This window comes from Gammaproteobacteria bacterium, from assembly GCA_013003425.1.
Classification (GTDB): Bacteria; Pseudomonadota; Gammaproteobacteria; order Steroidobacterales; family JABDKV01; genus JABDJB01.
This window is the reverse complement of the sequence record JABDJB010000029.1, coordinates 55,193-79,958: the sequence shown is the minus strand read 5'-3', so window position 1 is coordinate 79,958 and position 24,766 is coordinate 55,193. Positions and strand designations below refer to the sequence as shown.

The 24,766-nt window shown below is 59.3% G+C and carries 20 protein-coding genes; 12 read left to right on the top strand and 8 right to left on the bottom strand.

Features of this window, described 5'->3' with window-relative positions:
• The first annotated feature begins 27 nt into the window (after nucleotides 1-27).
• Complete coding sequence (locus HKN06_04935; protein NNF60662.1) at nucleotides 28-1,086, top strand: glycosyltransferase family 9 protein; 1,059 nt, start codon at nucleotides 28-30, stop codon at nucleotides 1,084-1,086.
• On the opposite strand, the gene HKN06_04930 is transcribed toward HKN06_04935, so the two are convergent.
• From HKN06_04930 to HKN06_04915, 4 genes are all read right to left on the bottom strand, one after another.
• On the bottom strand, nucleotides 1,076-2,101 hold the full coding sequence (locus HKN06_04930; GenBank protein NNF60661.1) for a hypothetical protein: 1,026 nt from the start codon (nucleotides 2,099-2,101) through the stop codon (nucleotides 1,076-1,078). The two genes, HKN06_04935 and HKN06_04930, sit on opposite strands and share 11 nt — an antisense overlap.
• A gap of 2 nt (nucleotides 2,102-2,103) precedes the next feature.
• A complete protein-coding gene (locus tag HKN06_04925) occupies nucleotides 2,104-3,261 on the bottom strand; it encodes a M20 family metallopeptidase (protein ID NNF60660.1) in 1,158 nt (385 codons plus the stop codon).
• A complete protein-coding gene (locus HKN06_04920; GenBank protein NNF60659.1) occupies nucleotides 3,258-3,866 on the bottom strand; it encodes a flavin reductase in 609 nt (202 codons plus the stop codon). Before HKN06_04920 ends, HKN06_04925 begins: the two co-directional genes overlap by 4 nt.
• A 100-nt stretch (nucleotides 3,867-3,966) precedes the next feature.
• A complete protein-coding gene (locus tag HKN06_04915) occupies nucleotides 3,967-4,893 on the bottom strand; it encodes a diguanylate cyclase (GenBank protein NNF60658.1) in 927 nt (308 codons plus the stop codon).
• A gap of 389 nt (nucleotides 4,894-5,282) precedes the next feature.
• On the opposite strand from HKN06_04915, the gene HKN06_04910 reads away from it, so the two are divergent.
• From HKN06_04910 to HKN06_04875, 8 genes are all read left to right on the top strand, one after another.
• Complete coding sequence (locus tag HKN06_04910) at nucleotides 5,283-5,789, top strand: PEP-CTERM sorting domain-containing protein (GenBank protein NNF60657.1); 507 nt, start codon at nucleotides 5,283-5,285, stop codon at nucleotides 5,787-5,789.
• Nucleotides 5,790-6,277: 488 nt separating this feature from the next.
• On the top strand, nucleotides 6,278-6,877 hold the full coding sequence (locus HKN06_04905; protein NNF60656.1) for a hypothetical protein: 600 nt from the start codon (nucleotides 6,278-6,280) through the stop codon (nucleotides 6,875-6,877).
• 142 nt (nucleotides 6,878-7,019) lie between these two features.
• Entirely contained in the window at nucleotides 7,020-7,622 is a 603-nt protein-coding gene (locus HKN06_04900) for a hypothetical protein (protein NNF60655.1), read from the top strand.
• 2 nt (nucleotides 7,623-7,624) lie between these two features.
• Complete coding sequence (locus tag HKN06_04895; protein ID NNF60654.1) at nucleotides 7,625-13,411, top strand: OmpA family protein; 5,787 nt, start codon at nucleotides 7,625-7,627, stop codon at nucleotides 13,409-13,411.
• Between the two features lie 9 nt (nucleotides 13,412-13,420).
• Nucleotides 13,421-14,740: a hypothetical protein gene (locus tag HKN06_04890; protein ID NNF60653.1), complete on the top strand. Its 1,320-nt coding sequence runs from the start codon at nucleotides 13,421-13,423 to the stop codon at nucleotides 14,738-14,740.
• The gene (locus HKN06_04885; protein NNF60652.1) at nucleotides 14,737-16,590 is read left to right on the top strand and encodes a HAMP domain-containing protein; all 1,854 of its coding nucleotides are present in this window, start codon (nucleotides 14,737-14,739) and stop codon (nucleotides 16,588-16,590) included. The genes HKN06_04890 and HKN06_04885 overlap by 4 nt, the downstream gene beginning before the upstream one ends.
• Nucleotides 16,591-16,680: 90 nt before the next feature.
• On the top strand, nucleotides 16,681-17,661 hold the full coding sequence (locus tag HKN06_04880) for a diguanylate cyclase (GenBank protein NNF60651.1): 981 nt from the start codon (nucleotides 16,681-16,683) through the stop codon (nucleotides 17,659-17,661).
• Nucleotides 17,662-17,837: 176 nt separating this feature from the next.
• Nucleotides 17,838-18,815, top strand: coding sequence for a diguanylate cyclase (locus HKN06_04875; GenBank protein ID NNF60650.1), 978 nt, complete (start codon nucleotides 17,838-17,840; stop codon nucleotides 18,813-18,815).
• A gap of 248 nt (nucleotides 18,816-19,063) precedes the next feature.
• Here HKN06_04875 and HKN06_04870 read toward each other — a convergent pair whose 3' ends face one another.
• On the bottom strand, nucleotides 19,064-20,047 hold the full coding sequence (locus HKN06_04870; protein NNF60649.1) for an FAD-dependent oxidoreductase: 984 nt from the start codon (nucleotides 20,045-20,047) through the stop codon (nucleotides 19,064-19,066).
• A 103-nt stretch (nucleotides 20,048-20,150) separates the two neighbouring features.
• Here HKN06_04870 and HKN06_04865 point away from each other — a divergent pair, with 103 nt between their 5' ends.
• The 3 genes from HKN06_04865 to HKN06_04855 all read left to right on the top strand — a co-directional run bounded on the left by HKN06_04865 (nucleotide 20,151) and on the right by HKN06_04855 (nucleotide 22,011).
• Nucleotides 20,151-21,101 carry a sodium:calcium antiporter gene (locus HKN06_04865; GenBank protein ID NNF60648.1) on the top strand — a complete coding sequence of 317 codons (951 nt, stop codon included), beginning with the start codon at nucleotides 20,151-20,153 and terminating at the stop codon, nucleotides 21,099-21,101.
• Nucleotides 21,102-21,235: 134 nt separating this feature from the next.
• The gene (locus HKN06_04860) at nucleotides 21,236-21,676 is read left to right on the top strand and encodes an Hsp20/alpha crystallin family protein (GenBank protein ID NNF60647.1); all 441 of its coding nucleotides are present in this window, start codon (nucleotides 21,236-21,238) and stop codon (nucleotides 21,674-21,676) included.
• A 74-nt stretch (nucleotides 21,677-21,750) separates the two neighbouring features.
• The gene (locus HKN06_04855) at nucleotides 21,751-22,011 is read left to right on the top strand and encodes a BON domain-containing protein (protein ID NNF60646.1); all 261 of its coding nucleotides are present in this window, start codon (nucleotides 21,751-21,753) and stop codon (nucleotides 22,009-22,011) included.
• Nucleotides 22,012-22,063: 52 nt separating this feature from the next.
• Here the strand turns inward: HKN06_04855 and HKN06_04850 are convergent, their stop codons facing one another.
• The 3 genes from HKN06_04850 to HKN06_04840 all read right to left on the bottom strand — a co-directional run bounded on the left by HKN06_04850 (nucleotide 22,064) and on the right by HKN06_04840 (nucleotide 24,494).
• Entirely contained in the window at nucleotides 22,064-22,558 is a 495-nt protein-coding gene (locus tag HKN06_04850) for a hypothetical protein (protein ID NNF60645.1), read from the bottom strand.
• Nucleotides 22,559-22,707: 149 nt separating this feature from the next.
• Nucleotides 22,708-23,097: an MAPEG family protein gene (locus HKN06_04845; GenBank protein ID NNF60644.1), complete on the bottom strand. Its 390-nt coding sequence runs from the start codon at nucleotides 23,095-23,097 to the stop codon at nucleotides 22,708-22,710.
• A 107-nt stretch (nucleotides 23,098-23,204) separates the two neighbouring features.
• Nucleotides 23,205-24,494: a DEAD/DEAH box helicase gene (locus tag HKN06_04840; protein ID NNF60643.1), complete on the bottom strand. Its 1,290-nt coding sequence runs from the start codon at nucleotides 24,492-24,494 to the stop codon at nucleotides 23,205-23,207.
• Between the last annotated feature and the right edge of the window lie 272 nt (nucleotides 24,495-24,766).

Sequence of the window (24,766 nt, the reverse complement as noted above, 5' to 3'; positions counted from 1 at the left end):
CGTAGGCTACCGGACGCAGGGGTTCCTATGGCAGCCACCGTACCAAAAGAAATATGCATCCTCCGGCTGTCAGCCATCGGCGACTGTTGCCACGTGGTGCCGGTGGTCAACACGCTGCGTCGAGCCTGGCCGCAGGCCAGGCTGACCTGGATTGTGGGCAAAGTCGAAGCCTCGCTGGTGGGGGATATACCGGGTATCGAGTTTGTAGTGCTGGACAAGGGCGCCGGTTGGCGCGGTTACGCGGCGCTACGACGCAAGCTGCAGGGGCGGCGCTTCGATCTGCTGCTGCACATGCATGCCTCCATGCGTGCCAACCTGGTCAGCCTGCTGGTGAAGTCGCCGCGCCGGCTGGGTTTTGACCGCTCCCGCGCCCGTGACCGTCAGTGGATTTTCACCAATGAACGGATTGCACAACGTCCCCGCCAGCACGTGCTCGATGGCCTGTTCGGGTTTGCCGAGCATCTGGGAATAACTGATCGGGATCTGCGCTGGGAAATACCTGTCAGCACGGCAGACCGGGCAGCAATGGCGGCAATGGTCGATAACGATCGCCCGTTGCTGGTGATCAGTCCCTGCAGCAGCCAGCGGCTACGCAACTTTCGCAACTGGCATGTTGACCGGTACATCGAAGTCGCCCGGCATGCGATCGGTCGTTATGGCATGCAGGTGGCGGTCAGCGGCGGCAACACCGAACTGGAACATGACTACGGCAGGCAGATGTGCGCAGCTGATCCTGCAAACATCTCGAACCTCGTGGGCAAGACGTCGTTGAAGCAGCTGCTGGCATTGCTGGAGCGGGCGCAGGCTGTGTTGTGCCCGGATTCAGGTCCTGCGCATATGGCGACTGCTGCCGGGACTCCGGTTATTGGTCTGTACGCAACCTCGAATCCCGGCCGCACCGGCCCTTACCTCAGCCGCCAGTGGGTAGTAGACAAGTACCCGCAGGCAGTCGCGGCAGAGTTCGGCAAAAAGGTAGAGGACCTGCGCTGGGGCACAAGGGTGCGTAACCCGGAAGCGATGGATCTGATCACCGTCAGCGAGGTCAATGCCAGGCTCGACGAGCTGCTGGCCGGCATCAGCGGCTGAACAACTCCGGTATCGCCTTGCGCAGGTGCTGCTGCATCGGTTCACCGGCGTCGGGGTCAAGGTTGTCCAGCGCAGGCAGTCCGGTCAGCGCGCTGACCAGGTCGACCGCTGCCGCAGTCGCAGCAGCCGGGCCGGCAACGAGGTCGGGCTGCAGGCCAAAAGCCTTCATCACGCCAACCACCGAGTAGGGATCAAACGCACACAGCACCGTGAACTTCACGCAGGGAAGCAGCATTTCCACTGCAACAGCCCCGTTGTAGGGTTCCAGCGGTGAGGCGCCGGCCTCGGCAACCAGCACATCAATATCCAGCGCCGCCACGCGCGCGATCATCTGTTGCATCGAATGACGGAAGTCATTCGGACTTACGACGGTCGACGGCAGGCCGACATCGACAAAGTCGAGAATATGGTCGGCACCGGCGTCGGCAAACGACAGGATGTCGTGATAGCGCGCGGCACCGGTAAACTTTGCACCGCCAACGCGCAGGCCGCAGCGTTTCAGCTCGTGAATAATGAGACGGCCGGTAGATGTCTTGCCGGCTGACATCGATGTGCCGACCAGCAGGATTACCGGAACTGCCAGCACGGCATCCTCGACCGGGCTGACAAAGTCCTTCATATTCAATCGTGCGCCATTGCGTACGATATGGCCGATATAGTCGACCGTCATGAACCTTGGCAGCATGCGCGATGCCGATGTCATCTTTCCAAGCAGCCCGGCGCCGGTGAGCGAGTGCATCACGTTATCTTTGCCGACCTCGCGCCAGGTCCCGGCGCCTTCCAGCGTCGCGGCGCGGGTGCCCAATGCGCTGATGGCGTAGTCGCCAGGCATCACGTCAACGCGACGGCCCGAGCAGGTTTCAAGGCGATACAGGTCAGTGGGGGCGCCGCTAACCCTGACGGCGGTGTAGTCGCCTTCGCTCCATTGCTCACGCGGGCAGGGTTCGACAGTGAATGGCACCTGCTCCAGGTCTGCGATGCGGGTGAGGGAGGTTGTGATGTAGCGTGGCTCCATGGTCACACCTCTTGCAGTTCGGGCCCGGCCTGGATCAGCAATGCCAGCAGTGCGGCACGCTCGATCGTCTTGTCAATGTCGAGAAATTCGTGCCGGGCATGCGCGCCGTCACCGACCGGGCCCAGCCCATCCAGCGTGGCGGTGTACAGGCTCGTTGTATTGCCATCCGAGCCGCCCCCGGCCATACCCTCTTCGATGTCGAGACCGATGCCGGCGCCGAGCTGGCGCGCCATTTGCAGCAGAGCATGATTACGGGGCGTCTGCTCGAGAGCCGGGCGGCCGATACCGCCTTCGGCATGAACCCGTACGCCATCCGTTGCCGGCTTGAGATTGCGGATCGCATTATCGACGTATTCAGCATCCTCGGCTGTCGCAACGCGCACATCAACCACTGCTTCGCTGTGTGGTGCGATGACATTGGGCTGCACTCCGCCGTCAACGGTACCGACGTTGACAGTGATTCCGCGCTCGAGGTCGTTTAATGCAAACAGCGACTGGATCTGGTGCGACAGCTCGAGAATCGCGCTGGCGCCACCGGTCGGGTCCAGGCCAGCGTGTGCCGCTTTGCCGAATACCGTTATCGTGTAACGGCCGATACCCTTGCGTCGGGTTTTGAGCTTGCCTTCCGGACCGAGCGACGGTTCCAGCACGTACGCCCGCTGCGCCAGTTTTGCCAGCTTGGTGATGTAGCGTGTCGAGGTACGGCTGCCAATTTCTTCGTCGGCATTGACGAAGATCACTGGCGTCAATGATGGTTCGAGCTGCAGCGTCTGCAGCGCTTCCAGCGCAAAAAAGATTTGCGTCAACCCGCCCTTCATGTCGAATACGCCCGGACCGCGTACGATGCTGCCGTCAACCGAGAAGGGCATCTCGTGCAGCGTACCGAGTGGCCACACAGTATCGTAGTGGCCGATAAGCAATTGCACGGGCCGCTCGCGTTGGCGGGTGCGTGGCCGTGCATACAAATGCAGCGAGGCTGCGCGCAAAGTGTGGTAACCGAGCTGCTCGAAACGGTTGGCCAGCACGCCGCTGGCCAGCCGCAGTGCATCCTGCGACGATGACGGGGACTCTGTTACGGTCAGGTCGTGCAGGAACTCGATCATGCGTGGCTTTTGTTCACGCAGGTGTGAGAGCAGCGCCGGACCGTTCTCAGCGCTCATTTCTTCATGCCGGCCGGGAATGGAAATGAAAACGTCGAATCAATAACAGCGAAACGACCGGGGTGCACGTAGGCAAACAGCGGCGCTTCGGCCAGCTGCGCGTTAGTGCTCATATCTGAGTGCAGCATGGCATTTTCGGCCGCATGAGCCGCGATGATTTTTCCCGTAATCAGTCCGTTTTCGCCAAACCCGGGAACAATTTGCTGCAGCGAGCATTCCAGCCACAAATAGGAATTTGACAGGCAGGGCATTCCGCTGTCAGGAGCGGTAAAAGTATCCAGTGCTGATAGCACGGGCTTGCTGTTGTCATTACAGCGTGGCGAAGCTGCCAGGCTGGTAAAGAGGAGTTGATCGGGACGCGGGTAACTTATGGCGAAGCGTTCTGTTGTTTCAATATTTCGCCAGGTCGTGTGCTCCGGTGTACACACAAAACCGAAGTAGTTATCCCACCCCAGTGGCGTGACCATATGCTTCGGCGCCAGGTCTGGTTCACCGTCGCTATCAACTGTGCCCACCAGCACCAGAGGGGCTACTGTAAAGAAACGCTCCCAGATAGGATCGTCGACATCGAGACGAACAGTATGTTCGGGCGTCGTTGCGGCCATGATGCACTCCTGCGGCAACCTCGACACTATTGATGCGTGTCGTCACAGCAAGTGTAAATCAGTACTTGTGCCTAGCAGCCGGAAGCGGCGCAAAAGCCTGTCAGGCGGCGTTTTTCACCGTGTTTCGACCGGCGGACTTGGCGGCATACAGCGCCTCATCCGCACGAGCAATCAGTTTTTCGAACGAATCGCCGCCACTCAGATTGGCGATACCGACGCTGATGGAAACGCAGCCGGCAGGCTGTGATTCACGGCCAGGAAAGGCATGTTGCGCGACGCTGGCACGCAGCTTCTCCGCCAGGTTGGCAGCCGCTTCAGGCGAGGTCTCCGGCGCAAGCACCAGAAATTCCTCGCCGCCCCAGCGCGCAACAGCGTCGCTCTTGCGTGTATTTTCCTGCAGGATTCCGGCGATGGCCCGCAGAGCCTCATCGCCGCGCGGATGCCCGTTGCGGTCGTTATAGTCCTTGAAGTGGTCGACATCGATAAAAAGTACCGAGAGCTCCCGGTGGTAGCGGACGGCGCGTTCAAACTCCGCAGCCAATAGCTCTGAAATATGGCGCTGGTTATACAAACCCGTCAGACCATCGCGAATTGCGAGGTCATGCAGCTCTTCATTCTGCTTCTTCAGGTTTTCGATGAGTTCGTCTCGCTCTCTCGCGGCCCGGGTGGTTTGCAGCGCGCGGTTAACGGTGTCGCGCACGTAATCAAACGACTCAAAGGGCTTGACCAGGTAATCGCATGCGCCAGTCCGAATGGCGGCGATGGCGGTTTCCATCGAGGCATAGCCCGTCATGACGACCGTTGGGATATCCGGGTCGCGCTCGCTGATCAGGCCAACCAGGCTGAGACCGTCCATACCGTCCATCCGGATATCGGTAATTACGAGATCCGGCCGCTGCTTTGCCAGCTGACCTAAGGCGGCATTGGCGCTGTCAGCGGTATCGACGACAAAACCCATGTCCGTGAGAATCCGCGACAGCATGGTCTGCATATCAACATTGTCGTCAACGACCAGTACCCGGTACATCACAAAAGAGTCCAAACGTAAGCCTGGATGGAAAGGTACCCGTGTGGTCGTTGCCGGTGGCGTGTGGCCGTCACACATCTGGCTACAACGGTTGTCAGCTATTGTTAAGTCGTCGCTGTTTTCGTGTCGACATACTTTACAAGTTATAGATCCTTGACGATTCGACTGTTATTAACAACTGTAAATGTCGTCGGATAAGCTAAACAATCAGGGTAAAAATTGTGATGCAGGTCACACTTTCGTATCCCTTATGGTCAATTCCAGCCTATTTTGCAGTCCGATACGAACCTTGGTCCGGTTTTTGCAACTAACTCAGCACAAGCTTGAAGTACGCGTCAAAATGCAAAATAGCATCAGGCGTTCTGTAAATTCCGGAAGGACAGCAAGACATGAAAAAAATTACTTTGTTGGCGAGTTTTCTGGCGATCCTGATTCCAGTCGGGTCCCATGCGGTTGCAATTGACGCAGGCTCTGCCTACCTGGATCGTGAAAACAGCTCACGAATCTTCCAGATCGATGCGTCAGGTTATGCTGACCTGAGCCTGTCTATCCTGGCACTGGGTGGCGGTACCATCGACTACTGCGGACGAAACGTCATTGGCGATTGTCTCGATGTGTCGGCTGACGGCGGTGCAATCCTCAGCGGGTTGTCGATTACCAACACCTGGCAGGAGTACACGGCAGCGCTGCCAGCAGGCGATTCGATGGTCGAACTCGCGTTCGACGCGCTCATTTCAGGCAGCGATGAAAGTATGACCATCAACTGGCAGGTGGATGCCGCCACCCAGATGCGCCAGCCGCAAGACAGCCGGGTGCTTACAGTGAATGAACCAGGCATTTTGCTGCTGATAGGTTTGGGGCTGGCCGCCATCGGCACGTCCCGTAGACGTCAATAATCACAATAAGATTTTTCCCCCAAGTCACGGCCCGCGCATTGCGCGGGCTTTTTTTTTGCCCGTGTCCCGCCATTTAACATCACGCTTATCGCCACCCCCGTTTTGTGACCGACTTCACATTATCCCCACCTGATCGGCAATTGGATTTCAAACGACGCAGCTGCCACAGCGTTTTGTGAAACCGTACCGGCGCCTCGCGCACCACCCGGTCAGAATGCTTTTTGCATAAATAGGTGCATGGATGCGGCCTGGGCGGTACCCGGTGCCCGCCTCTGCGTGTGCGAGCGCTGCTCAGGCGATCGCATGCGCTGCCATGCACCCGGGAGTTTTGTGATGCGAGATGTGCGACATGACTTCAGTGGTATCGGCCCAGCCGGGATCGCCGATGTTGTTGCGTGTATTGCTTCGCGAGCAGTGCCGGCAGGCACAACGGTAGAGAGCAGGCGCAGTCGCGCGATGCTCAATTTTCACTACAAAGGAGATCAGTGATGAGACTTTGGAAGAGTAAGTTACGCGGGTTTTTTCAAGGCCTGATTGTCACGGGGCTTAGCGCCCTGTTTGTTTCAGGTGCGGCACTCGCCGCGCCCAACCAGGGTACTGGTGATGTCGCCGGAGATGGCGCAGCGCTGGTGGATTCGAACGTGTTCAACCTGTTGAGCACCGGTGCGGCGCTGACTTTGGTCAAGCGCGCATTTCTCGCTGACGGTACGCCGATAACCACGGGTTCGACGCTGCCAACCGGTACGGTGGTGAAGTTCATGATTTACGTGAACAACACCAGTTCGATCCAGATCAGTGACGTGAGTATGCGCGACGTGCTCGATCCGCTGTTCCTGTACCAGGCCGGTACGATCAAGGTCGACAATTCAGTAGCCAAGTGTGCGGCCGTTGCCTGTACGCCTGCTGAAGAGGCCACGATCTTTGCCGCAGCCGATGGCAGCGCTGCGCTTTCAGATGCAGTCGATGCTGATGTTGCAAGTATTGCCGGTGTTACCGTCGATGCGGGTAACCAGAACGTAGCCAACGCACAGATGAATGCGGCGGCCGACTCGGTTCTGGCGCTCGTATTCAGCGTACGCATGCAGTAAAGCGTCGATGAATCACTGATCTACCGTTTACGCCGCGGGTGCGTCGCTGGTTGCGACGCACCCTGCAGCGTGTTTGCCGGCAGTTCTGCTGCCGTCGAGTGGTAGCAGTGTGAAGTCAACACTGGTGACTACTGGTTACAGCATGAGCGAGCGTGTACGCCGTACCGCGCTGCTATTGATGTCAGCCCTGCTGGGCTGGACGATGGCGCTCGGCCCGCCCAATGCCAACGCTGCGACAAATCGCGCGTTCGGCAGTATTGCCAACGGCACCCTTGAGGGTGGCGACGGCAGCGGCGAAGCGGCTATAGAGCTCAACTCAGTTCAATTGTCCCTGGTCAAACAGGCGCGCGACGCTGCAGGCAATGTGCTTGCGGCCGGAGCGGATGTTTCACCCGGGCAGCCGATCTGGTTTGTGCTGCTTATCGACAATGTCACCAGCTTCCCGGCTGCGGGTATCCGCATCAGCGACATACTCAACGAGTCGGAGTTCACCTACGTTCCCGACAGTATCGAAACCGCCACAGTGGCCAGTGGATCAGATGACGCTACGATCTGGTCCGGCACGTGGTCGTCGTTGACCGATGCTGTCGGCGCCCCGGATGACATAGCCTCTATCACCGACAGCGGTGGGCCGCCACAGGCCGAATCGCTTACCGTCGGCGCAGTCACCGGGCAGATGAATGCCCCCGTTTCCATTCCCGCCAACACGATCCTGGCGGTTCGCTTCCGTGTCACGGTGAATTAGCCATGATGTGGATGAAACGAACCTATCGCTACGCGCGGCGCCAGATATGGCGGCCGCTGTACGTGATGGCAATCATTGCTGCTGGTGCACCCGCGCACGCGATCGAGAATACCGCCACTGCCAACCTCGATGGCGCGACGCTCAACCTGGGCCAGGCCACAGTGACCTTGACCCGCGTGGCAGGCGTAGCTGACAGCGTTATCGCAGAGGTCACGCCGCTTACTGGTGTCACCGCGAATGAATCGGCTTTCGAGCTGGACCTGCTGGCCAGCATATTGCCAACCAACACCGGCTTTGATGCTGTCGATATCACGGCACCGGCCGGCTACACGAATCTCATGTTCGACGCCCTCACGGTCAATGGCGTCGGCTTTACCCCAGGCTGCCCGGCAGTCGGTTCGACCGACTACTGCGCGACAGTCAGCGGTACAACTTTCAATATTTCATTGGCCGTCACGCTCGATGCGGCGACTACTATAGTTCGAGCGGGTTTCCGCGCGCTCACGCCGGCGGCTCCCGGCAGCGCAGCGTTTATTGCCCGGGCAGTTGATACAGCCACGGGTGTCAGCCAGACAGCAATCGCCGGCGATGCCGACGGTGACCCTGCTGATGGCGACAGCCTGACAGTCAACATCGTTGCACCAGTTGTCGACGGCGCTAATTCCGAAGTGCTGGCCGAGCCGGACTTTATCATTGCCGACGGTGTTGCAACCGGCACCATTACCGTGCGCCTGCGCGACGCCGCTGGCATGGCGCTGGCAGGTCGCACTGTAAGCCTGGCCACCGACCGCGGTGCGCTCGATACAATCAGTCCGGTCAGCGGTATCACCGATGCCAACGGTGAGTTTGTTGCCACGATCAGCTCAAATGCTGCAGGCCCGGCAACCATCATCGCGACGGATGTCGCCAGCGGGTATGTGCTGCCCGACCAGCCGCTGGTCACTTTCACTCAGGGCCTGGTGCTCGACCTGGCCAAGAGTATTGACCGCGAAACTGCCCAGGTTGGCGATGTTTTGACCTACAAGGTCGAGATCCGCAACCGTACGCCGGACCTGGTTGAGCAGGTGCGGCTGATCGACTCCCCGTCACCGGTGCTGCGTTATCGTGCCGGCAGCGCACGACTCGATGGCCTTGTGCTGCCAGATCCGTCCGCAAATGACCTACTTGTGTTTGCTATAGGCGACGTTGCCGGCCTGGTCGACAGTAACGGCAGCGGCAGCGCTGATCCGCAGGAACCCGGTTACCGCGTACTGAGCTACCAGATGATTGTTGGCGCCGGCGCCCGGCCTTCTGATTACAGTAACTACGTACATGCCGTCGACGTGTGTGATACCTGCCTGATTGCTGAGCAGACAGAGGCCAGCATCGCAATTACGCTTGATCCACTGTTCGACCTTGGCACGATCATTGGCAAGGTATTTAACGATACCAATGGCGATGGTCGCCAGGACAAGGGTGAGCAGGGCATCGAGGGTGCCATGGTGGTTCTCGATGATGGCACTTATGCGTTGACAGATCCCTACGGTCGCTATCACTTTCCGATGGTCGCGCCCGGTCATCGCATGCTGAAGATCAACACTGACCAGCTCAACCGGGCGGTCGAAATGACCACTGATCGTGCCAGTGTTGTAAATGTCACGCCGGGTCTCATGGGCAAGGTCAACTTCGGCCTGCGCTATTCCTACGATGCGCAGCGTATTGGTCGCGAGGGCCAGCCCGGCCTGCTCATTGCCAGCGAAGCTGATGCCGCGCCAGTGCGTGTTGCCGGTAGCGCCCGCATGCCCAGCATAGTAGTAAATGGCAGGCCAATTGCCCTCAACCTGACCGATGTGCGCCTGACAATGCGTGACCTCGACGACGAGTTGCGCATCGAAAATGGTGCCCTCAGTGAGCCTGTGTTGTTCCGCTTTCTCAATGTCAGTGAAGATACCCGCAGCTGGCGACTGCGCGTGTTCGATTTCGAGGACCGGGCGATCTTCAGCCGCAGCGGCGATGGGCCGCCACCCCGACAGCTGACATGGGACGGCCGCGGCCGCAACGGCAAACTGGTCGTCGGTGGCGGCGTGTACCAGTACCAGCTGGAAGTGCAATACGCTAACGGCAGCGACAGTGCCGGTGAGCGTCGGCTGTTCGGGGTAAATCGCAAGAGTACGATCCAGCTGGAGCTATCCGGTGGTGCCTTCGTGTCAGGCTCGCACGAGCTGACGCGCGAAGCGAAAGAGTTGCTGCACGAGACCGCGCAGACTATTCGCAGTAAACCTGACGAGAAAATTGTTATCGCCGGTCACACCGATTCTGTCGGCAGCGCCGCGTCCAACCAGCAGCTGTCTGAACAGCGTGCACGTGCCGCGCTGAAACATCTGGTCGAGATCGAGAAACTCTCGCGCGACCGCTTCATGCTGTATGGCTTCGGTGAAACGCGCCCGCGCGCCAGCAACACAACAGCCCGTGGCCGGGAACTCAACCGCAGGGTCGAGGTACGCGGCGAATTCGCTGATGTGCAGCGCGCGCTGATCTCGCAGCGCCAGCGGCTCCAGCCGGAAGTGATCATAGGCGACGAGGCACTGCCCGTTGGCAGGGACGGTCGCTTCAGCACCGTGATTGACGACCCGGCTGTGGATCGTATTGACGTGTCGATAACCACCGCCGATGCACGTTCAGTCACAACCAGCGTGGCAATACCGACACTCGAAATCACCAGCCCGGTCGGGCAGAACCGGGTTCCGGATGGCGCAACTGCCGAGCATACGCTGCAAGGTCGCACTGAGCCGGGTAACCACGTCGAGATGAATGGCCGGCAGCTCAACGTCGCTGCAGACGGAAGCTTCCGCGGCACGCTGAGCTTCGCCCCCGGCGAGAACGCGGTTGGCGTCATCGCGCGAAATGCCGATGGCGTCGCCCGCATCGTAAACCTGCGGGCACTGGTACTCGATCACGACAGCAACGGTCGCGTAATGTATATCGAGCCGATCCCCGAGCTGGTGCTCCAGTTGCCGCCGGCCGGCCTCGAGCTGCGTCATTCGCAGCTGGTCATTCCTGGCCTGACAAAGCCGGGCAACCGGGTCGTCATAAACGATGCGCCTGTACCGGTGGACGACGAGGGTTACTTCGCCGCCACCATGGAGCTGACAGAAGGCAGCAACAGGATTGTTGCGGAAGTCACGGATACTGAGGGCTATCAGGGTCGTATCGAGCGTGAGGTCGATTATCGAGCCAAATCGATGTTCCTGATGGCTTTTGCCGATGCCCGCATCGCATCGATGCAAACCACTGGCAACCTGCGGGCGGCCGGAGCAAATGAGGGCAGCGAAATTCGGGTCGACGGTCGCGTCAGCTACTACCTCAAGGGCTGGGTCAAGGGTAAATACCTCGTGACTTCGGCATTTGATTCCGGCCGGCATGAAGCTGGCGGCGTCTTTGCTGACCTCGACGATACCGACAGCCGCCGCTTGCTGACCAATATCGACCCTGACCAGCATTACCCGGTTTATGGTGATTCGAGCACGGTCGTCTACGATACCGAGCGTACAGGCAAGTTCTACCTGGCAGTCGAGAGCGATCTGCTCGACGTACGCATCGGTGCTTACGCGTTAAACCTGGGCGATACAGAACTGGCCGGTTATCGCCGCACGCTCGACGGTGCCCGCGTCAAGTGGCGCTCCGACGATGGCGACAAGCCGGTAACCACGGCAACGGTATTCACTTCATCAGTGCGCCAGCAGCCGGTGCATGACGTCATTGCGACCACCGGCGGCACGCTTTACTACCTGAGCCAGGACGAGGTGATTGAGGGTAGCGAGCAGGTCACGCTGGTTGTACGTGATCAGCATACCGGCGTGGTGCTGCGGCGTATCCCACAGGCACGCAACGTTGATTACAGCATCAAGTACGCCGAGGGCAGACTGCTGTTCCGGCAGCCGCTGTCGAGCATGGATACCGATTCCACCATCATTGCGCAGGACCTGCTCGGTGGTAACCCGATGTCGCTCGAGGTTGATTACGAAACCCGCAGCAACGGCATGCGTCAGTCCATCAGCGGCGGCCGTGTGCAGCGACGCATCGGCAACGGCCTGACGGTGGGCGGCAGCTATGTCACCGACAAGCAGCTGACGAGTGAGTACAGCCTGGCCGGTGTCGATGCCGAATTGCGCCTCAACGAGCATGCCCGCATCGTCGCCGAACTCGCCGGCAGTTCGGGCAACGATTCGATCAACTTTATCAGCACCGATGGCGGTCTCAACTACACGGCAGTAGCACAGGACAGCGATAACTCGGGCAAGGCTCTGAAGCTTGCAACAGAGCTGGACATAGGCGCGATTCGTGGCAAGGCACCTGACGAGATGCAGGCAGGCGCCTACTTCAAGCGGCTTGATGATGGTTTCCGTTCGGCCGGCAACGCCGCCGAGCACGGTACCGAGAAAATGGGTCTGCATTTTGCCTGGAAAATGACGGAACGCTCGTCATTGCTCGCACGGCACGATCGCCAGCGCCAGATAGTCGGTGACAATGCGGACGTCCAGACCACAGTCCAGTGGAACCGTTATTCAGACCGGCTCAAGCTGACGCTGGAGCTGCAGGATCGCACCATGCGTGATACGACGAGCCGGCGCCAGGAAACTGCGGTCGCCGGACAGGCGAAGATGGCCTGGACCGGCAAGCTGTCTACGACGCTGGAATACCAGCAGGCGCTGCGCGGTGAGGAGAACCAGCAGACCACAGCCGGACTGGATTACCGTATCGGTGAGTCGATCACGCTGCTCGGGCGCGCCAGCATCGGCACGCGTGGCCACGCCAGCGAATTCGGTGCGCGTGCCAACCTGGACGGCAAACAGATATACGCGACACGGCGACGCACGTTTGAAGGTGGTCGCAGTGAAAATGCCACCGTGTTCGGCGCGGAGGCGCCGTATGGCGAGAGCGGCCGCGTCTACAGCGAATACCAGTGGGGCTCGGTGGGCGAGGGTTCACGATTGCAGTCGCTGGTAGGTATGCGGCGGCGCTGGTATTTCGGCGAAGGCTTCAACCTGCTGGTCGCCGGCGAACACAGCCAGCTCGACATGAGCACGGATAACAGCGGCCGATATACCTTTGCTCTAGGGCTAAATTACGATAACGATGGCGTGTTGCGTGCGCGCAGTCTCAACGAATGGCGGCGCGACCGCGGGCTGGCCGAGCGCAGCCAGTTTATTACCGATACCTTCGCCGAGTTGAGCCTGAACGACAGTTTCACGCTGCAGGGCAAGTTCCGGCTCAGCCGCACCGATGCAACCAATACAGACTCCGGCGCTTCATTCCATGAGCAGAGTATCGGGCTGGCCTACCGGCCAGCGGAGACTGACCGTTTCAACGCGCTGGCGCGCATCACGTTGTTGTCAGAAGAACCACTCGAACGCGCTGCCGGCCGGGCACCGTACGACAGCCAGGTGTTCTCCGCCGACTGGTCGTACGACATCAGCAAACGGCTGGAATGGGTCGGCAAGCAGGCGATGCGTGTGAAGGAATCCGGCGACAACAGCCTCGAGGCTTTCACCACCACGACACAGCTTTCGATACAGCGCGTCAACGTGAGCCTGTTACGCGAGTTTGCTGTAGGCGTGGAATACCGCCGTCTTGACCAGGATGAAACAGGCACCGCGCGCAGCGGCTGGCTGGCAGAGGTGATGTGGGATCACTTTCAGCACCTGCGGCTTGGCGTGGGCTTCAATTTTACAGATTTCACCGACGACGAGTTCTCTGATCACGACTACTCGGAGTATGGCTGGTTCCTGCGATTGCAGGGCAAGTACTAGGAAACGGAAATGCCCGAAGAGCAGCAGAATATAGAGCAAACCCGACCGCGACTGGCCGGCCGCTCACTCGACGTCAAGGTCGCACTGGCGGCGCTGGCGTTGTTCGGCGTGTTTATGTACTTCCTGATTCGTGTGTTGTTTCCGACCGGCGTTGCACTCAATGAGCAGAGCCTCGGCCAGGCAAGTGACGCACGCGATTCGGCAGGTGGACGCGAGCTGAGCTATTCGCACGGGCATGCCGGTGGCGCAGCAGCCGTGGCGGAGATACTGACGGTGCGCCGCGATGTAAAACTCAAAGGACGCAATGAGCTGGCGTGGCGTCCGGCACAGGAAGGAGTCACGCTGGCAGAGCAGGATTCGTTGCAAACCCAGCGCAATTCCAGTGCCACTGTCAGGCTCGACGACGAAAGCGTTGTCAGGATCGGCGCCAATTCGCTCATTGTCTTTCAGGGTGGGGTCACCGACCTGTTCACGCCACGGCATACCAATTCCATAGTCATGATGGAGGGCAGCCTGGGCGCCCAGTTTGTGTCATCGCCGAGCGATCCGCGACATCTTGAGGTAGCGCTGCCGAATGGTCTGGCTCGTTTTATCCCGGGCGATGATGATGCAGCAGTCGCTTTCAACATCAACGTCAATCCTGACCTGTCGTCCTCAGTGTCTGTTATGGCAGGAAGCAGTGTGGTGACGGTAGCCGGCCAGACCCAGACTGTCGACGCCGAGCATGGCATCACCATCAGCATCAACGGCGAGGTGCTCGAGCGTGGCAAATTGCCCGGAACGCCGGATGGCATCCGGCCGCGAAACCGGAGCACATATGAATACCGCTCGCTACCGCCGGAGATAGTGTTTGCCTGGAATGCGGTAGTCGACGTTGATGCTTACAGGCTCAAAGTTGCTCGTGATCCACAAATGAGTGACCTGGTCGTCGATCAGGGGCTGGGCGAACTGAAGTTCTCCTATGGCGGGCTGCAGCATGGCACCTATTACTGGCAGGTCAGCGGGATGAATGGCTTCATGGAGGGTCCGGCTTCCGCTCCCCACCTGCTGAGACTGGTGCGTGACGAGCAGCCGCCACAACTTGTTCTGCAGCCGTTTGTGCACCAGGCCGGCCAGCAGTTTGTGACGCTCAGCGGCAGCACCGACGCCGCACGTGTCTACGTACAGGGCGAGGAAGTGGCAACAAATTCCGGTCGCTTCCGGCACGACGTGCCGGTAGTCCTGGGCGCCAACCTGATCGTGGTCGAGGCCGTTGATAGCGCCGGAAACGTCACGTACCAATCACAAATGTTTAACACCACCACCTTTATTAACGGAGGCGGAAAATGAATCGCCGAGGTACCCCCATCCGGGTCAAGCTGCTGTTCGCCGTGCTGGCGATTGTCATGCTTGTTGTGGCTTTAATTACCGCATCGATGGCAAACCTGTTTCACGAGGACAAGACCACCTACATTCGTGATCTCACGTCCATCATGGCAGTTCAGATGTCGCGTGAAACCAATGTGATGGTGCAAAGCTACACCGAAAATCTGTCGATCTTTGCCAATACATTGTTTGATACTGAGCTTGGTGCCAGCCAGAAACAGAATCTGATCCAGAGCCTGTTCGGCAGCTTCAGCGAGTTTGTCGCAGTGAGTGTCATCCGAGAGAACGCTGACCCGGTTATGGTTTATGACGCGGCAACGCTGCAGCAGGCCTCGATCGCCACCCAGGTGATGCTGAATCTGCAGGCAGAGAATCCGCCGCCGTACGACCAGCTGGCAGCCGGGGAAGTGTATGTACGCAATGTCACGTTCAACAACGCCCTGCCGATGATGTCGATTGCGATTGCTTACGATGTGTCAGGCCAGTCGACTGATACGAGCGAAGCAACGCCGCCGCGTACGGCCATTGTCGGCTTTGTGCGGCTCGACCGGCTAATGGAGCTGGCCGGACGCTCCGATGCCTTCGAGACCTGGATTACCGACAGTGATGGTCACTTTGTCGCGCATAGTGACAAGGCCAGGGTGTTGCGTAACCTGAAGCGCGAAGCCGTCGGTGACCCGGTCGAACTCGGCACCTATGAACATGCGCTTAGTACGACCCTGGATTTCGAACGCGACGGTGAGCAGTATATTGGCGGGTTTGCGCATGCCCGTTTTGGCGGCATGAATGCCGGTATAGAAATCCCGCGCAGCGCCGCCTATCTGACTGCACGTAATCTGCTTGGCAGCCTGGTGGTAATTGCGCTGGTGCTGTTTGGTGCCGCTACGCTGGTGACCCTGTTCATGGCGCAGGCACTTACCCGGCCGCTGGAAAGCCTGACCCAGGCAGCCCAGGACATCGGTAAAGGCGACTTTGATGTCAACGTGAATGCCGGTACGCGCGACGAGCTGGGTCTGCTGGCCGAGTCGTTCAACCAGATGACCGGAGAGCTCAAGGATCGCGACCATGAGCTGGAACGCGCCAACAATGCGCTGGTCCAGTCGGAAAAGATGGCGGCTTTCGGTCAGCTCGGTGCCGGTATCGCGCATGAAGTTAAAAATCCGCTGGCCGGGATCCTCGGTTACGCCCAGCTGGCGCTGCGCAAGGTCGATGAGGCCAGCCCGCTGCGCAAGCATCTGGAAGTTATTGAAAAAGAAACGCGGCGCTGCACCGAGATCATTTCAAACCTGCTCAAGTTCGCTCGCCAGGAAAAAGCGGAACAGAAGCGCATCGACATCAACTCGGTTGTTGAAGACTCGCTGGACATCGTCGATCACCAGTTGAAAATCAACCAGGTCAGTATCCAGAAGAATCTCACTCCCGACCTGCCGCGGGTCTACGCCAACGCCAACCAGCTGCAGCAGGTGCTGATGAACTTCGCAGTCAATGCGCAGCAGGCTATGGCCGGCACGCCGGGCTCGTTCAGCATTGCCACCCGCTTGCTGGACGACAAGCGTATAGAGATGCGAGTGGCAGACACCGGTCCGGGTATGCCTGCTGAAATTCGCGACAAGATCTTCGAGCCGTTCTTTACGACCAAGCCGGCCGGTCAGGGGACCGGCCTGGGGCTGTCGGTGTCCTACGGCATTATTCGCGACCATGGTGGCGATATCGTGGTAGAGAGCGAGCCGGGCAAAGGCACGACCTTCGTCATCACCCTGCCGGTGGCCATGGCGACCCTGGCTGAACCCGCTGAACAGAAGGCGGTAGTGTGACCTCGCTCAAAGCCTGGGCCGGAACCGGCCGATATAGTGACACAGGACGCATAGTCAGGTTTTTTTACATAAGGCAGGAAGCCGGAGTCCATGTATCACATATTGGTAGTTGATGATGACACCGCTATTCGCGGCATAGTCGCAGAGGTCCTCAGCGATGATGGCCATGACGTGGAAGAGGCGGAAAGTGCCGAGGCGGCGCTCAAGCGTCTCGAGTCGGGCGGCATCGACCTTGTCATCACGGACATTCGCATGGCCGGCATGGATGGCATCGGCCTGCTGCGTGAAATACGCCGCAGGGATACCGCGATCCAGGTCATTATCATGACCAGTCACGCTTCGATGGATGCCGCAGTCAGTGCGCTCAAGGCCGGCGCGTACGATTTTCTGACCAAGCCATTTGAAAATCTCGATGTAATCACAGAAACAGCAAAGCGCGCGCTTGATGCCGTGCGTATGTCACGGGAACGCGACCTGCTGGTCGCAACTCTGACCCGCAACAATGTCGAACTGGAGCGGATGAACAACTTTTTCCGCGACCTGGCGATCAAGGACGGGCTGACCAATCTCTATAACCACCGGCATTTCCAGGAAGCGCTGACGGCTGAAGTTGAACGTTCCAAGCGTTACCAGCGTGACGTATCGGTCTTGTTTATTGATGTCGATCACTTCAAGACCTACAACGACACCCAGGGGCATCCGGCCGGCGATGAAGTGTTGCGTGGCATTGCCAAGATGCTGCTGGAGCATGCCCGCGATACTGATACCGTGGCGCGCTGGGGCGGCGAGGAGTTCGTCCTGCTGGCACCGGAAACCAGCGTCGACAAAGCAAGTGAGCTGGCCGAACGGATTCGTGCCGCGGTCGCGGCCTATCCTTTCCAGGGTCGTGAAACCCAGCCAAAGGGTTTGATAACGGTCAGTATCGGTGTTGCCACGCTCGACCCGGCAGGGTCACATGAGTCAATCGTCGCGCGTGCCGACACGGCCGTTTACGAGGCCAAGGCTGCCGGCCGCAACGCCGTGCGTGTCGCCGCCGCCGGGCCTGCAGTGCTGATGAGCCAGCCCGCCTGAGGCAATACTGACTGTCCTGGCCCGGGGTGAACACTCGGGCTCCATCTCTCTCCCTGTCTCTCTCTCTCTTTCTCTCTCTTTCTCTTTCAAGCATCCCGTTTCACGACCGATACACAGGGGGTAGAACCCGTCAATTGAATTTGACATAACACAGGACTCTGCGGCGGATGTACCAGGTGCTGGTAGTGGACGATGACGCAGCCGTGCGCAGCATGGTTGGAGAAGTGCTGCGTGATGACGGCCATACCGTGCATGAGGCCGGCAGCGGCAGCGAAGCATTGACCTGTCTGCAGCGCGGCGGCATCGATGTCGTGGTTACCGACCTGCGCATGGCCAATGGCGATGGCCTCGACCTGTTGCGTGAAGTACGTGCCAACTATGAGCCGGTACAGGCGGTTGTCATGACCAGCTATGGGTCGATGGATAATGCCATTGCGGCGCTTAAGGGCGGCGCTTACGATTTCCTTAACAAGCCGTTTGAAAGCCTTGCGGTGGTTTCTGAGACCGTAAAGCGGGCACTCGAGGTTGTGCGCATGACGCGCGAACGCGAGCTGCTGGTCGCCACCCTGACGCGCACCAACTCCGAACTGGAGCAGTTGAACAACTTCTTTCGTGAGCTTGCCGTGCGTGACGGGCTTACCAACCTGTTCAATCACCGTCATTTCCAGGAGGCGGTCACAGCCGAGATTGAGCGCAGCAAGCGTTACAGGCGCGACCTTTCGATGCTGTTTATCGACGTCGACAAGTTCAAGCAGTACAACGACACACACGGTCATCCGGCCGGTGATGAAGTGCTGCGTGGCATTGCAAAAATCCTGCTCCACGAGGCACGAGACAGCGATATCGTTGCGCGCTGGGGTGGCGAGGAATTTGTCGTGCTGGCACCGGAAACACCGGGTGAGAGCGCCGGGATTTTCGGCGAACGCCTGCGCGTAGCGGTCGCTAACCATCCATTTGCAGGTGGCGCAACGCAGCCGCACGGCTCAGTAACGATCAGCGTCGGAGTGGCCACGCTTGACCCCGGCGGGAACCGTGAAACGCTGATCGCCCGTGCCGATGCCGCGGCTTACCAGGCCAAGGCCGCGGGCCGCAACACGGTGTGCATAGCTGCAGCGCGACAAATAAGGTCCGGACTTCCCGCGTCCGTCCAGTAGGAGCCGCGACGACTTGCGACCTGTGGGAGCGGCTTCCAGCCGCGACTACTTGCGACCTGTGGGAGCGGCTTCCAGCCGCGACGACTTGCGACCTGTTGTGGGAGCGGCTTCCAGCCGCGACGACTTGCGACCTGTTGTGGGAACGGCTTCCAGCCGCGACGACTTGCGACCTGTTGTGGAAGCGGCTCCCACTGATGGTAGGTTGGCAGGGTAAAAGGAGTCGACCCGGCCGGGCCGGTTCCACAAATCTATGAGAACGGCAGCGCCTTGAGCAGCCCGGTTGCGCTGGTAAACGCGGCCTCCACGCGACCGCGAATAAACCAGTCGCCACAGGCGCCCAGCTGCTGGTCTTCATCGATTGAAAAACCCGGCGTATTGCGCAGGTCCATGTTGGCGTAGCGCCAGCGATGCAGCGTGCAATGGGCTGCCGATCGCGCGTCGACACCCAGAACTACCGAAGTCTCAGCCAGCAGGTGCTGCATTACCCAGTCGTCATCGGCATCGAGATAAGCGTCGGCCCACTCGTTTGTCGAATGCACCAGCATGCAGAAGCCTTCGTCTGGACGTCCCGGCTTGCTGCTATCCACGGAAATCCAGCTGATATCGGCATCGCGTACCAGCGCCGCATCCCACTCGAGCGCCAGGGGCCTGGGATCGGCCAGCATCAGCGAATAGCAGCCGAGCATTACGGCAGGCTCGCTTAACCTGCGAATCCTGCAGTCGGCTGGCAACAGCGCTGTAGTCTGCGCCGCCGGGGCGGCGAGAATCACCCAGTCGAATATGCCCAGGTCACCACCATTATCGTCGATCAGTTGCCAGCCGCCGGCGGGTTTTTGCAGGCTGCCAACCCGTGTTTCGAGTCTCACGTCGAGGTCTTTGGCGAGCCATTTGCCGATGGCATTCATGCCTGGCACGCCAACATAGTGCGGCAGGTCCGAGCCCCACTGCCGCGTTCCCGTCTGTTCGTCGCGCTCGTATTCGGCAAAGCGGCAATTCCAGCTTGCAACGATGCCGGCATCGACCAGCGGCCGCAAATACAGCTGGAATTCAGGCGTACGTGCCGTGAAAAACTGTGCGCCGTGATCAAATACGTAGTTGTCGGCATAGCGCGTGGTCATGCGTCCGCCCACGCCGCGGGATTTTTCAAAAACCACCACGTCATGCCGTGCTGCCAGTTCACGCGCGGTGACCAGGCCGGCTATACCTGCCCCGATTATTGCTACTCTGGCCATGGGGTATCAGTATGCCTTTCAAACAGCGCCGCGCCAACGCCCGGCAGCGCTGTGCTAACGTACCCCCGCAGCCGGGTTGGCTGGACATAACCAAGCAAAAATATTGTCGCAGTTACTGCTTTTGATCGTAGGAATGGCCGGCCTGTGGCTGGGTTCCGAGGTGCTTGTCCGTAGCGCCACCTCGATCACCGATCGTTACCTGTTGTCGGATGCCGCCTTTGGCATGATCGTACTGGCAATAGGCACGGATTTGCCGGAGCTGTTTATCGCCTTCGATGCATCGTGGCGCAGCCTCAGTGGCGCCAATCTGTCCGGTATCGTGGTCGGCAGCGCGATCGGCAGCAGTATCGGCCAGTTTGGCCTGGTTTTCGGCGTTGCCGGTTTTATTGGCTTTGAAGCAATGCGTCGCCGCTTCCTGCCGCGCAACACGTTTTTCCTGCTTGGCAGCATTGCCGCGCTTTTCCTGGCTTCTCTGGACGGCAGAATAACGCGCATCGAGGGAATGTTACTCGCGCTGTTCTATATTCTTTACCTTACCGTTGTTATCGCCCGGCGCGCTGCCAGTCCGGACGCGCGCGTAAACAATACAGGTGAAACATCTTACCGTGCCTGGCTGATGCTGGCGGCGGGGCTGGTTCTGCTGTTGCTGGCAGCTGAACTCACGGTGCTGTCGGCCACCGGTTTTGCCCGGGTTGTGGGGCTAAGTGAAATCGCCGTTTCGGCGATCATCATCGGGCTGGGCAGCAGCCTGCCGGAACTTTCCGTTTCGTTGAATGCATTGCTGAAGAATCGTGGGAGTCTGTCTGCCGGCAATCTCCTTGGCAGTAACATCCTCGACACGCTGCTTGTGCCCGGGATAGCTGCGACGATTTCGCCGCTTGCCGTGCCCGCAGCCGTGTTGCTGATCGACTTACCGACGCAGCTGCTGGTCACTGTACTGGTGCTGCTGTTCCTCTACGTATCGCGCCGCGGTGTGCAACGGCCGGAGGCATCCCTGCTGCTGATCATCTACGTCGGCTATATCTTTATCCGGATGACCGGACCGGGCTCCTGACACGCGCCATTTTTGCGCTGCAGCATGGCAGCTCACGGCCCCTTGAAATCACAGACAGCCGTCCCCAGCGTCAAAAATGCTCCGAAACAGGGGCAATTCGCTGATTCAGGGTCACAGTCATAGGAGGTAAAGCAATGATCCCGATGAAGTACGATGCCATGAGTTTTGTCCCCCAGTTCCAGCTGGAGCTCAACCGGCTGCTGGACCAGTGGCGTGATTCCGATTCCAGTGGTGCTACCGCCGACTGGACGCCTACGGTTGATATCCACGAGCTGAACGATCGCTTCGAGCTGTATGTTGATCTGCCCGGCGTCGATCCCAAGGACGTCGAGATCACCCTGCAGGACAGCGTGCTAACGCTCACCGGCGAGCGGCGCGGCATGAAAAATGTCGACGATGAAGACATCGTGCGCCGTCGCGTTGAACGCGGTCAGGGTCGCTTCCACCGGCGCTTCATCCTGCCCAATACCGTCGATGCGGAAAACGTAAAAGCGCGCGATACCCATGGTGTGTTGGAAATCACGATTCCGAAGCAGGCCAAAGCGCTGCCGCGTCGCATCAAGGTAGCGGCCTGACAGCCATCTGCCGCGTGACGCCCGCCGCGGGCGGGCGTCGCCCCGTTTCAGCCGTAAATCCGAAGGAGGACATCATGACTGCAACTATCAAGACCGTAACCGTAATCGCTGCCGGCCTGCTGTTTGCCCCGGTCGCAATGGCTGGTGAACAACTGACCAGCCAGGTGTCAGCCGTGCTTGAGGCCCATCCAGCCCAGCTTGAAGCCGACGTACGCGGAGACACCATCGTCATCGACGGCAAGGTGAGCGATTATTCCGTTGCTGACCAGGTCGTCATCGAAATGGCAAAGTTGCCGGGCGTTAACACCATTATCAACAACGTTCGCATAAGCTGACGAAAAAGGGACAGGAACCTGCCGGGTTCCTGTCCCTGTTTCAAAGCCGTATTCAGCTGTCTTTCTTTTTGCCGGTTTTGCTCTTTGAGCTGCCGGAAGATTTTTTGCTGCTGCTCTTTGACTTGCTGCTGGAGCTCTTTTTCGAGCCCGATTTCTTCTTGCTGTCGGCTTTATTAGATTTGGTACTCGCGCTTTTCTTCGAGCTCGATTTCTTCGTGCCGCCGGTGTCCTTCGATTTAACAGCTGTGCTCTTCTTCGACGTCGATGCTGCCGTTTTCGACTTGCTGTCAGTCGATGATGCTTTCTTCTTCGCAGCCTTGCTCTTGCCTTTGCCAGGCTTGGCGCGACAGAAGGCGCTGACCTTTGTGCCCTTTTTGGTCGTGTAGCTGCCGACCCACGAGCATGAAGTGTCAGTTGTGCAGGCCGATTGGCTCTTGCCTTTGCAGTCCGCGGCAAAGGTGGCCTGAGACGCCAACAGCCCGCAAGCAAAAACTGTTAATGCGGCAATCAACGATTTGCCGCCTGCGCGACCAAAGTGTTTGTTCATCACAAGGTGTCTCCGGAACAAGTCAGGCGCCATTGTGTCGCGTGCCAGCGGCCCCCGCTGTCTCGATTTGTAAAGCGTAACAACACTTAACACACAGGTATGTGTGTGAAGTAAACGAAGAGACTGTTGCAGGCTTCTGCCTGACGAATTTACAGCAGTATCTGCGCCAGGATGCACAGCGTTGCAAGCCAGGCGACAGCAAACAACAACGTCCGCAGCCACGGCACGGCCAGCGCGTAAACCACCGTGTGCAGGATGCGGGCGTAGAAGTACACCATGGCGCACATAGCCGTTGCTTCGTTGTTTGCCCCGGCCAGGTGTGCCACCAGTATCGCCGAGGCGAACACCACCAGGTTTTCCACCGAGTTATAGTGGGCCGCCTTGAGCCGCTGTGCCCAGCCCGCCAGCGGTGGCGGGTTCTCCGGGTAGCTGACCGCGTCTTTCAGGCCGCGCACCGAGATCATATTGAGTATGTACGGCAGCCAGATAACGGCGTTCCATGCGGCCGCCAGCGCCAGGTATTTAAGCTCCGGTGTCATTGTCAGTCTCCGCTGTGTTCCCCGGGCGCAATTGTAGCGATAAAACTAGGCCGACCGTCATCAAGTGACAGCGACGCCGGTGCGGCTGGCAAAAAGAGCCCTTTTATCTAGCCGGCGCGACGCCGGGCGCGCGAGGAGCGTCGCGGTGCTGCCCCGCTGCGATTTCCTTTCGGGCCGTTGTTCCTGTTGTTGCGTGGACCGGCGCGATGCCTGGCTGGTTTATTCCGGCCGCCATTTTTTATCGGTTCGGCCTTGATTCGCGGGTCGGGTTCATAGCCGGGAATCAGGCGCTGCTCGATTTTCGTTTTCAGCAGCCTCTCGATATCGCTCAGCAGTTTCAGTTCGTCAACACAGACCAGCGATATGGCTTCGCCGTCCTGGCCGGCACGAGCGGTGCGGCCAATGCGGTGCACATAGTCCTCCGGCACGTTGGGCAATTCGAAGTTAACAACATGCGGCAAGCGGTCGATGTCCAGTCCACGAGAGGCGACATCGGTGGCAACCAGCACCCGGATTGTTCCGGATTTGAAATCCGCCAGTGCCCGCGTGCGTGCGCCCTGCGACTTGTTGCCATGAATGGCCGCAGCTGTCAGCCCGTCACTTGTAAGTTGCTTTGCCAGGCGGTTGGCGCCGTGCTTTGTGCGGGTAAATACCAGCACCTGGCGCCAGTTCCCGGCGCCAATCTGTTGTGACAACAGCTCGCGCTTGCGGCTCTTGTCCACCGGGTGCACGACCTGTTTGACGCGATCGGCGGTTGAGTTTTCAGATGCCACCTGGATTTCGGTCGGCGAGTCGAGCAGGTTGGCTGCAAGGCTGCGGATTTCCTTCGAGAAGGTCGCTGAGAACAGCAGGTTCTGGCGTCGTTGCGGCAGCAGCTTCAGCACCTTGCGGATATCACGAATAAAACCCATATCGAGCATGCGATCGGCTTCGTCAAGAACCAGCGTTTCAACGCGGCTCAGGTCGATAGTGTTCTGTTGCGCATGATCCAGCAGCCGGCCGGGCGTTGCGACGACTATATCGGCGCCTTTGCGCAGCCTGGAAATCTGCGGGTTGATGCTCACCCCGCCAAAAATCACCGCGGTCTTGAATGGCAGGTGGGCACCATAAGTGCGTACGCTCTCATTAACCTGCGCAGCCAGCTCGCGCGTCGGCACCAGGATCAGGGCGCGTACCGGCGCACCGCGGCCGCCGGGTTTCCCTGACTGTAAACGCTGCAATAGCGGCAGCGTAAAGCCGGCTGTCTTGCCGGTGCCGGTCTGCGCGGCAGCGAGTACATCTTTGCCCGCAAGGATCGGCGGGATTGCCTGCTGCTGGATGGGGGTTGCCTCGAGGTAACCCTGTTTTTCGACCGCACGCAGAAGTTCGGCCGACAGGCCGAGTTCATTAAATAACATTTTGAGTTGGACTCCGGGATCGCCTGATCCGCACCGCGCTTGCGCGCCGGGGGCTCGGTCCAGGCTGGGTATTCTTAAATGGCTCGGGCAGCACAGAATTGCGGCGCCTGAGTAATGGCGCAGACCGAAGTGCGCCAGGACGCGGCGGACTATAACAGAAGCAGGGGCAAATAAACCCCTTATTTACCTATATTTTTGCTGGTCCCCGGGCATGGCCGTTGTTGCAGGCTGGCGGGCTTGAGAGAGCGGCCAGCGGGCCGGCACAACAAAGT

What these genes read in the sequence shown, in the direction of transcription:
- HKN06_04935 (NNF60662.1), top strand. Translation starts at nt 28, where the DNA reads ATGGCAGCCACCGTACCAAAAGAAATATGCATCCTCCGGCTGTCAGCC.
- HKN06_04930 (NNF60661.1), bottom strand. Translation starts at nt 2,101, where the DNA reads ATGGAGCCACGCTACATCACAACCTCCCTCACCCGCATCGCAGACCTG.
- HKN06_04925 (NNF60660.1), bottom strand. Translation starts at nt 3,261, where the DNA reads ATGAGCGCTGAGAACGGTCCGGCGCTGCTCTCACACCTGCGTGAACAA.
- HKN06_04920 (NNF60659.1), bottom strand. Translation starts at nt 3,866, where the DNA reads ATGGCCGCAACGACGCCCGAACATACTGTTCGTCTCGATGTCGACGAT.
- HKN06_04915 (NNF60658.1), bottom strand. Translation starts at nt 4,893, where the DNA reads ATGTACCGGGTACTGGTCGTTGACGACAATGTTGATATGCAGACCATG.
- HKN06_04910 (NNF60657.1), top strand. Translation starts at nt 5,283, where the DNA reads ATGAAAAAAATTACTTTGTTGGCGAGTTTTCTGGCGATCCTGATTCCA.
- HKN06_04905 (NNF60656.1), top strand. Translation starts at nt 6,278, where the DNA reads ATGAGACTTTGGAAGAGTAAGTTACGCGGGTTTTTTCAAGGCCTGATT.
- HKN06_04900 (NNF60655.1), top strand. Translation starts at nt 7,020, where the DNA reads ATGAGCGAGCGTGTACGCCGTACCGCGCTGCTATTGATGTCAGCCCTG.
- HKN06_04895 (NNF60654.1), top strand. Translation starts at nt 7,625, where the DNA reads ATGATGTGGATGAAACGAACCTATCGCTACGCGCGGCGCCAGATATGG.
- HKN06_04890 (NNF60653.1), top strand. Translation starts at nt 13,421, where the DNA reads ATGCCCGAAGAGCAGCAGAATATAGAGCAAACCCGACCGCGACTGGCC.
- HKN06_04885 (NNF60652.1), top strand. Translation starts at nt 14,737, where the DNA reads ATGAATCGCCGAGGTACCCCCATCCGGGTCAAGCTGCTGTTCGCCGTG.
- HKN06_04880 (NNF60651.1), top strand. Translation starts at nt 16,681, where the DNA reads ATGTATCACATATTGGTAGTTGATGATGACACCGCTATTCGCGGCATA.
- HKN06_04870 (NNF60649.1), bottom strand. Translation starts at nt 20,047, where the DNA reads ATGGCCAGAGTAGCAATAATCGGGGCAGGTATAGCCGGCCTGGTCACC.
- HKN06_04860 (NNF60647.1), top strand. Translation starts at nt 21,236, where the DNA reads ATGATCCCGATGAAGTACGATGCCATGAGTTTTGTCCCCCAGTTCCAG.
- HKN06_04855 (NNF60646.1), top strand. Translation starts at nt 21,751, where the DNA reads ATGACTGCAACTATCAAGACCGTAACCGTAATCGCTGCCGGCCTGCTG.
- HKN06_04850 (NNF60645.1), bottom strand. Translation starts at nt 22,558, where the DNA reads ATGAACAAACACTTTGGTCGCGCAGGCGGCAAATCGTTGATTGCCGCA.
- HKN06_04845 (NNF60644.1), bottom strand. Translation starts at nt 23,097, where the DNA reads ATGACACCGGAGCTTAAATACCTGGCGCTGGCGGCCGCATGGAACGCC.
- HKN06_04840 (NNF60643.1), bottom strand. Translation starts at nt 24,494, where the DNA reads ATGTTATTTAATGAACTCGGCCTGTCGGCCGAACTTCTGCGTGCGGTC.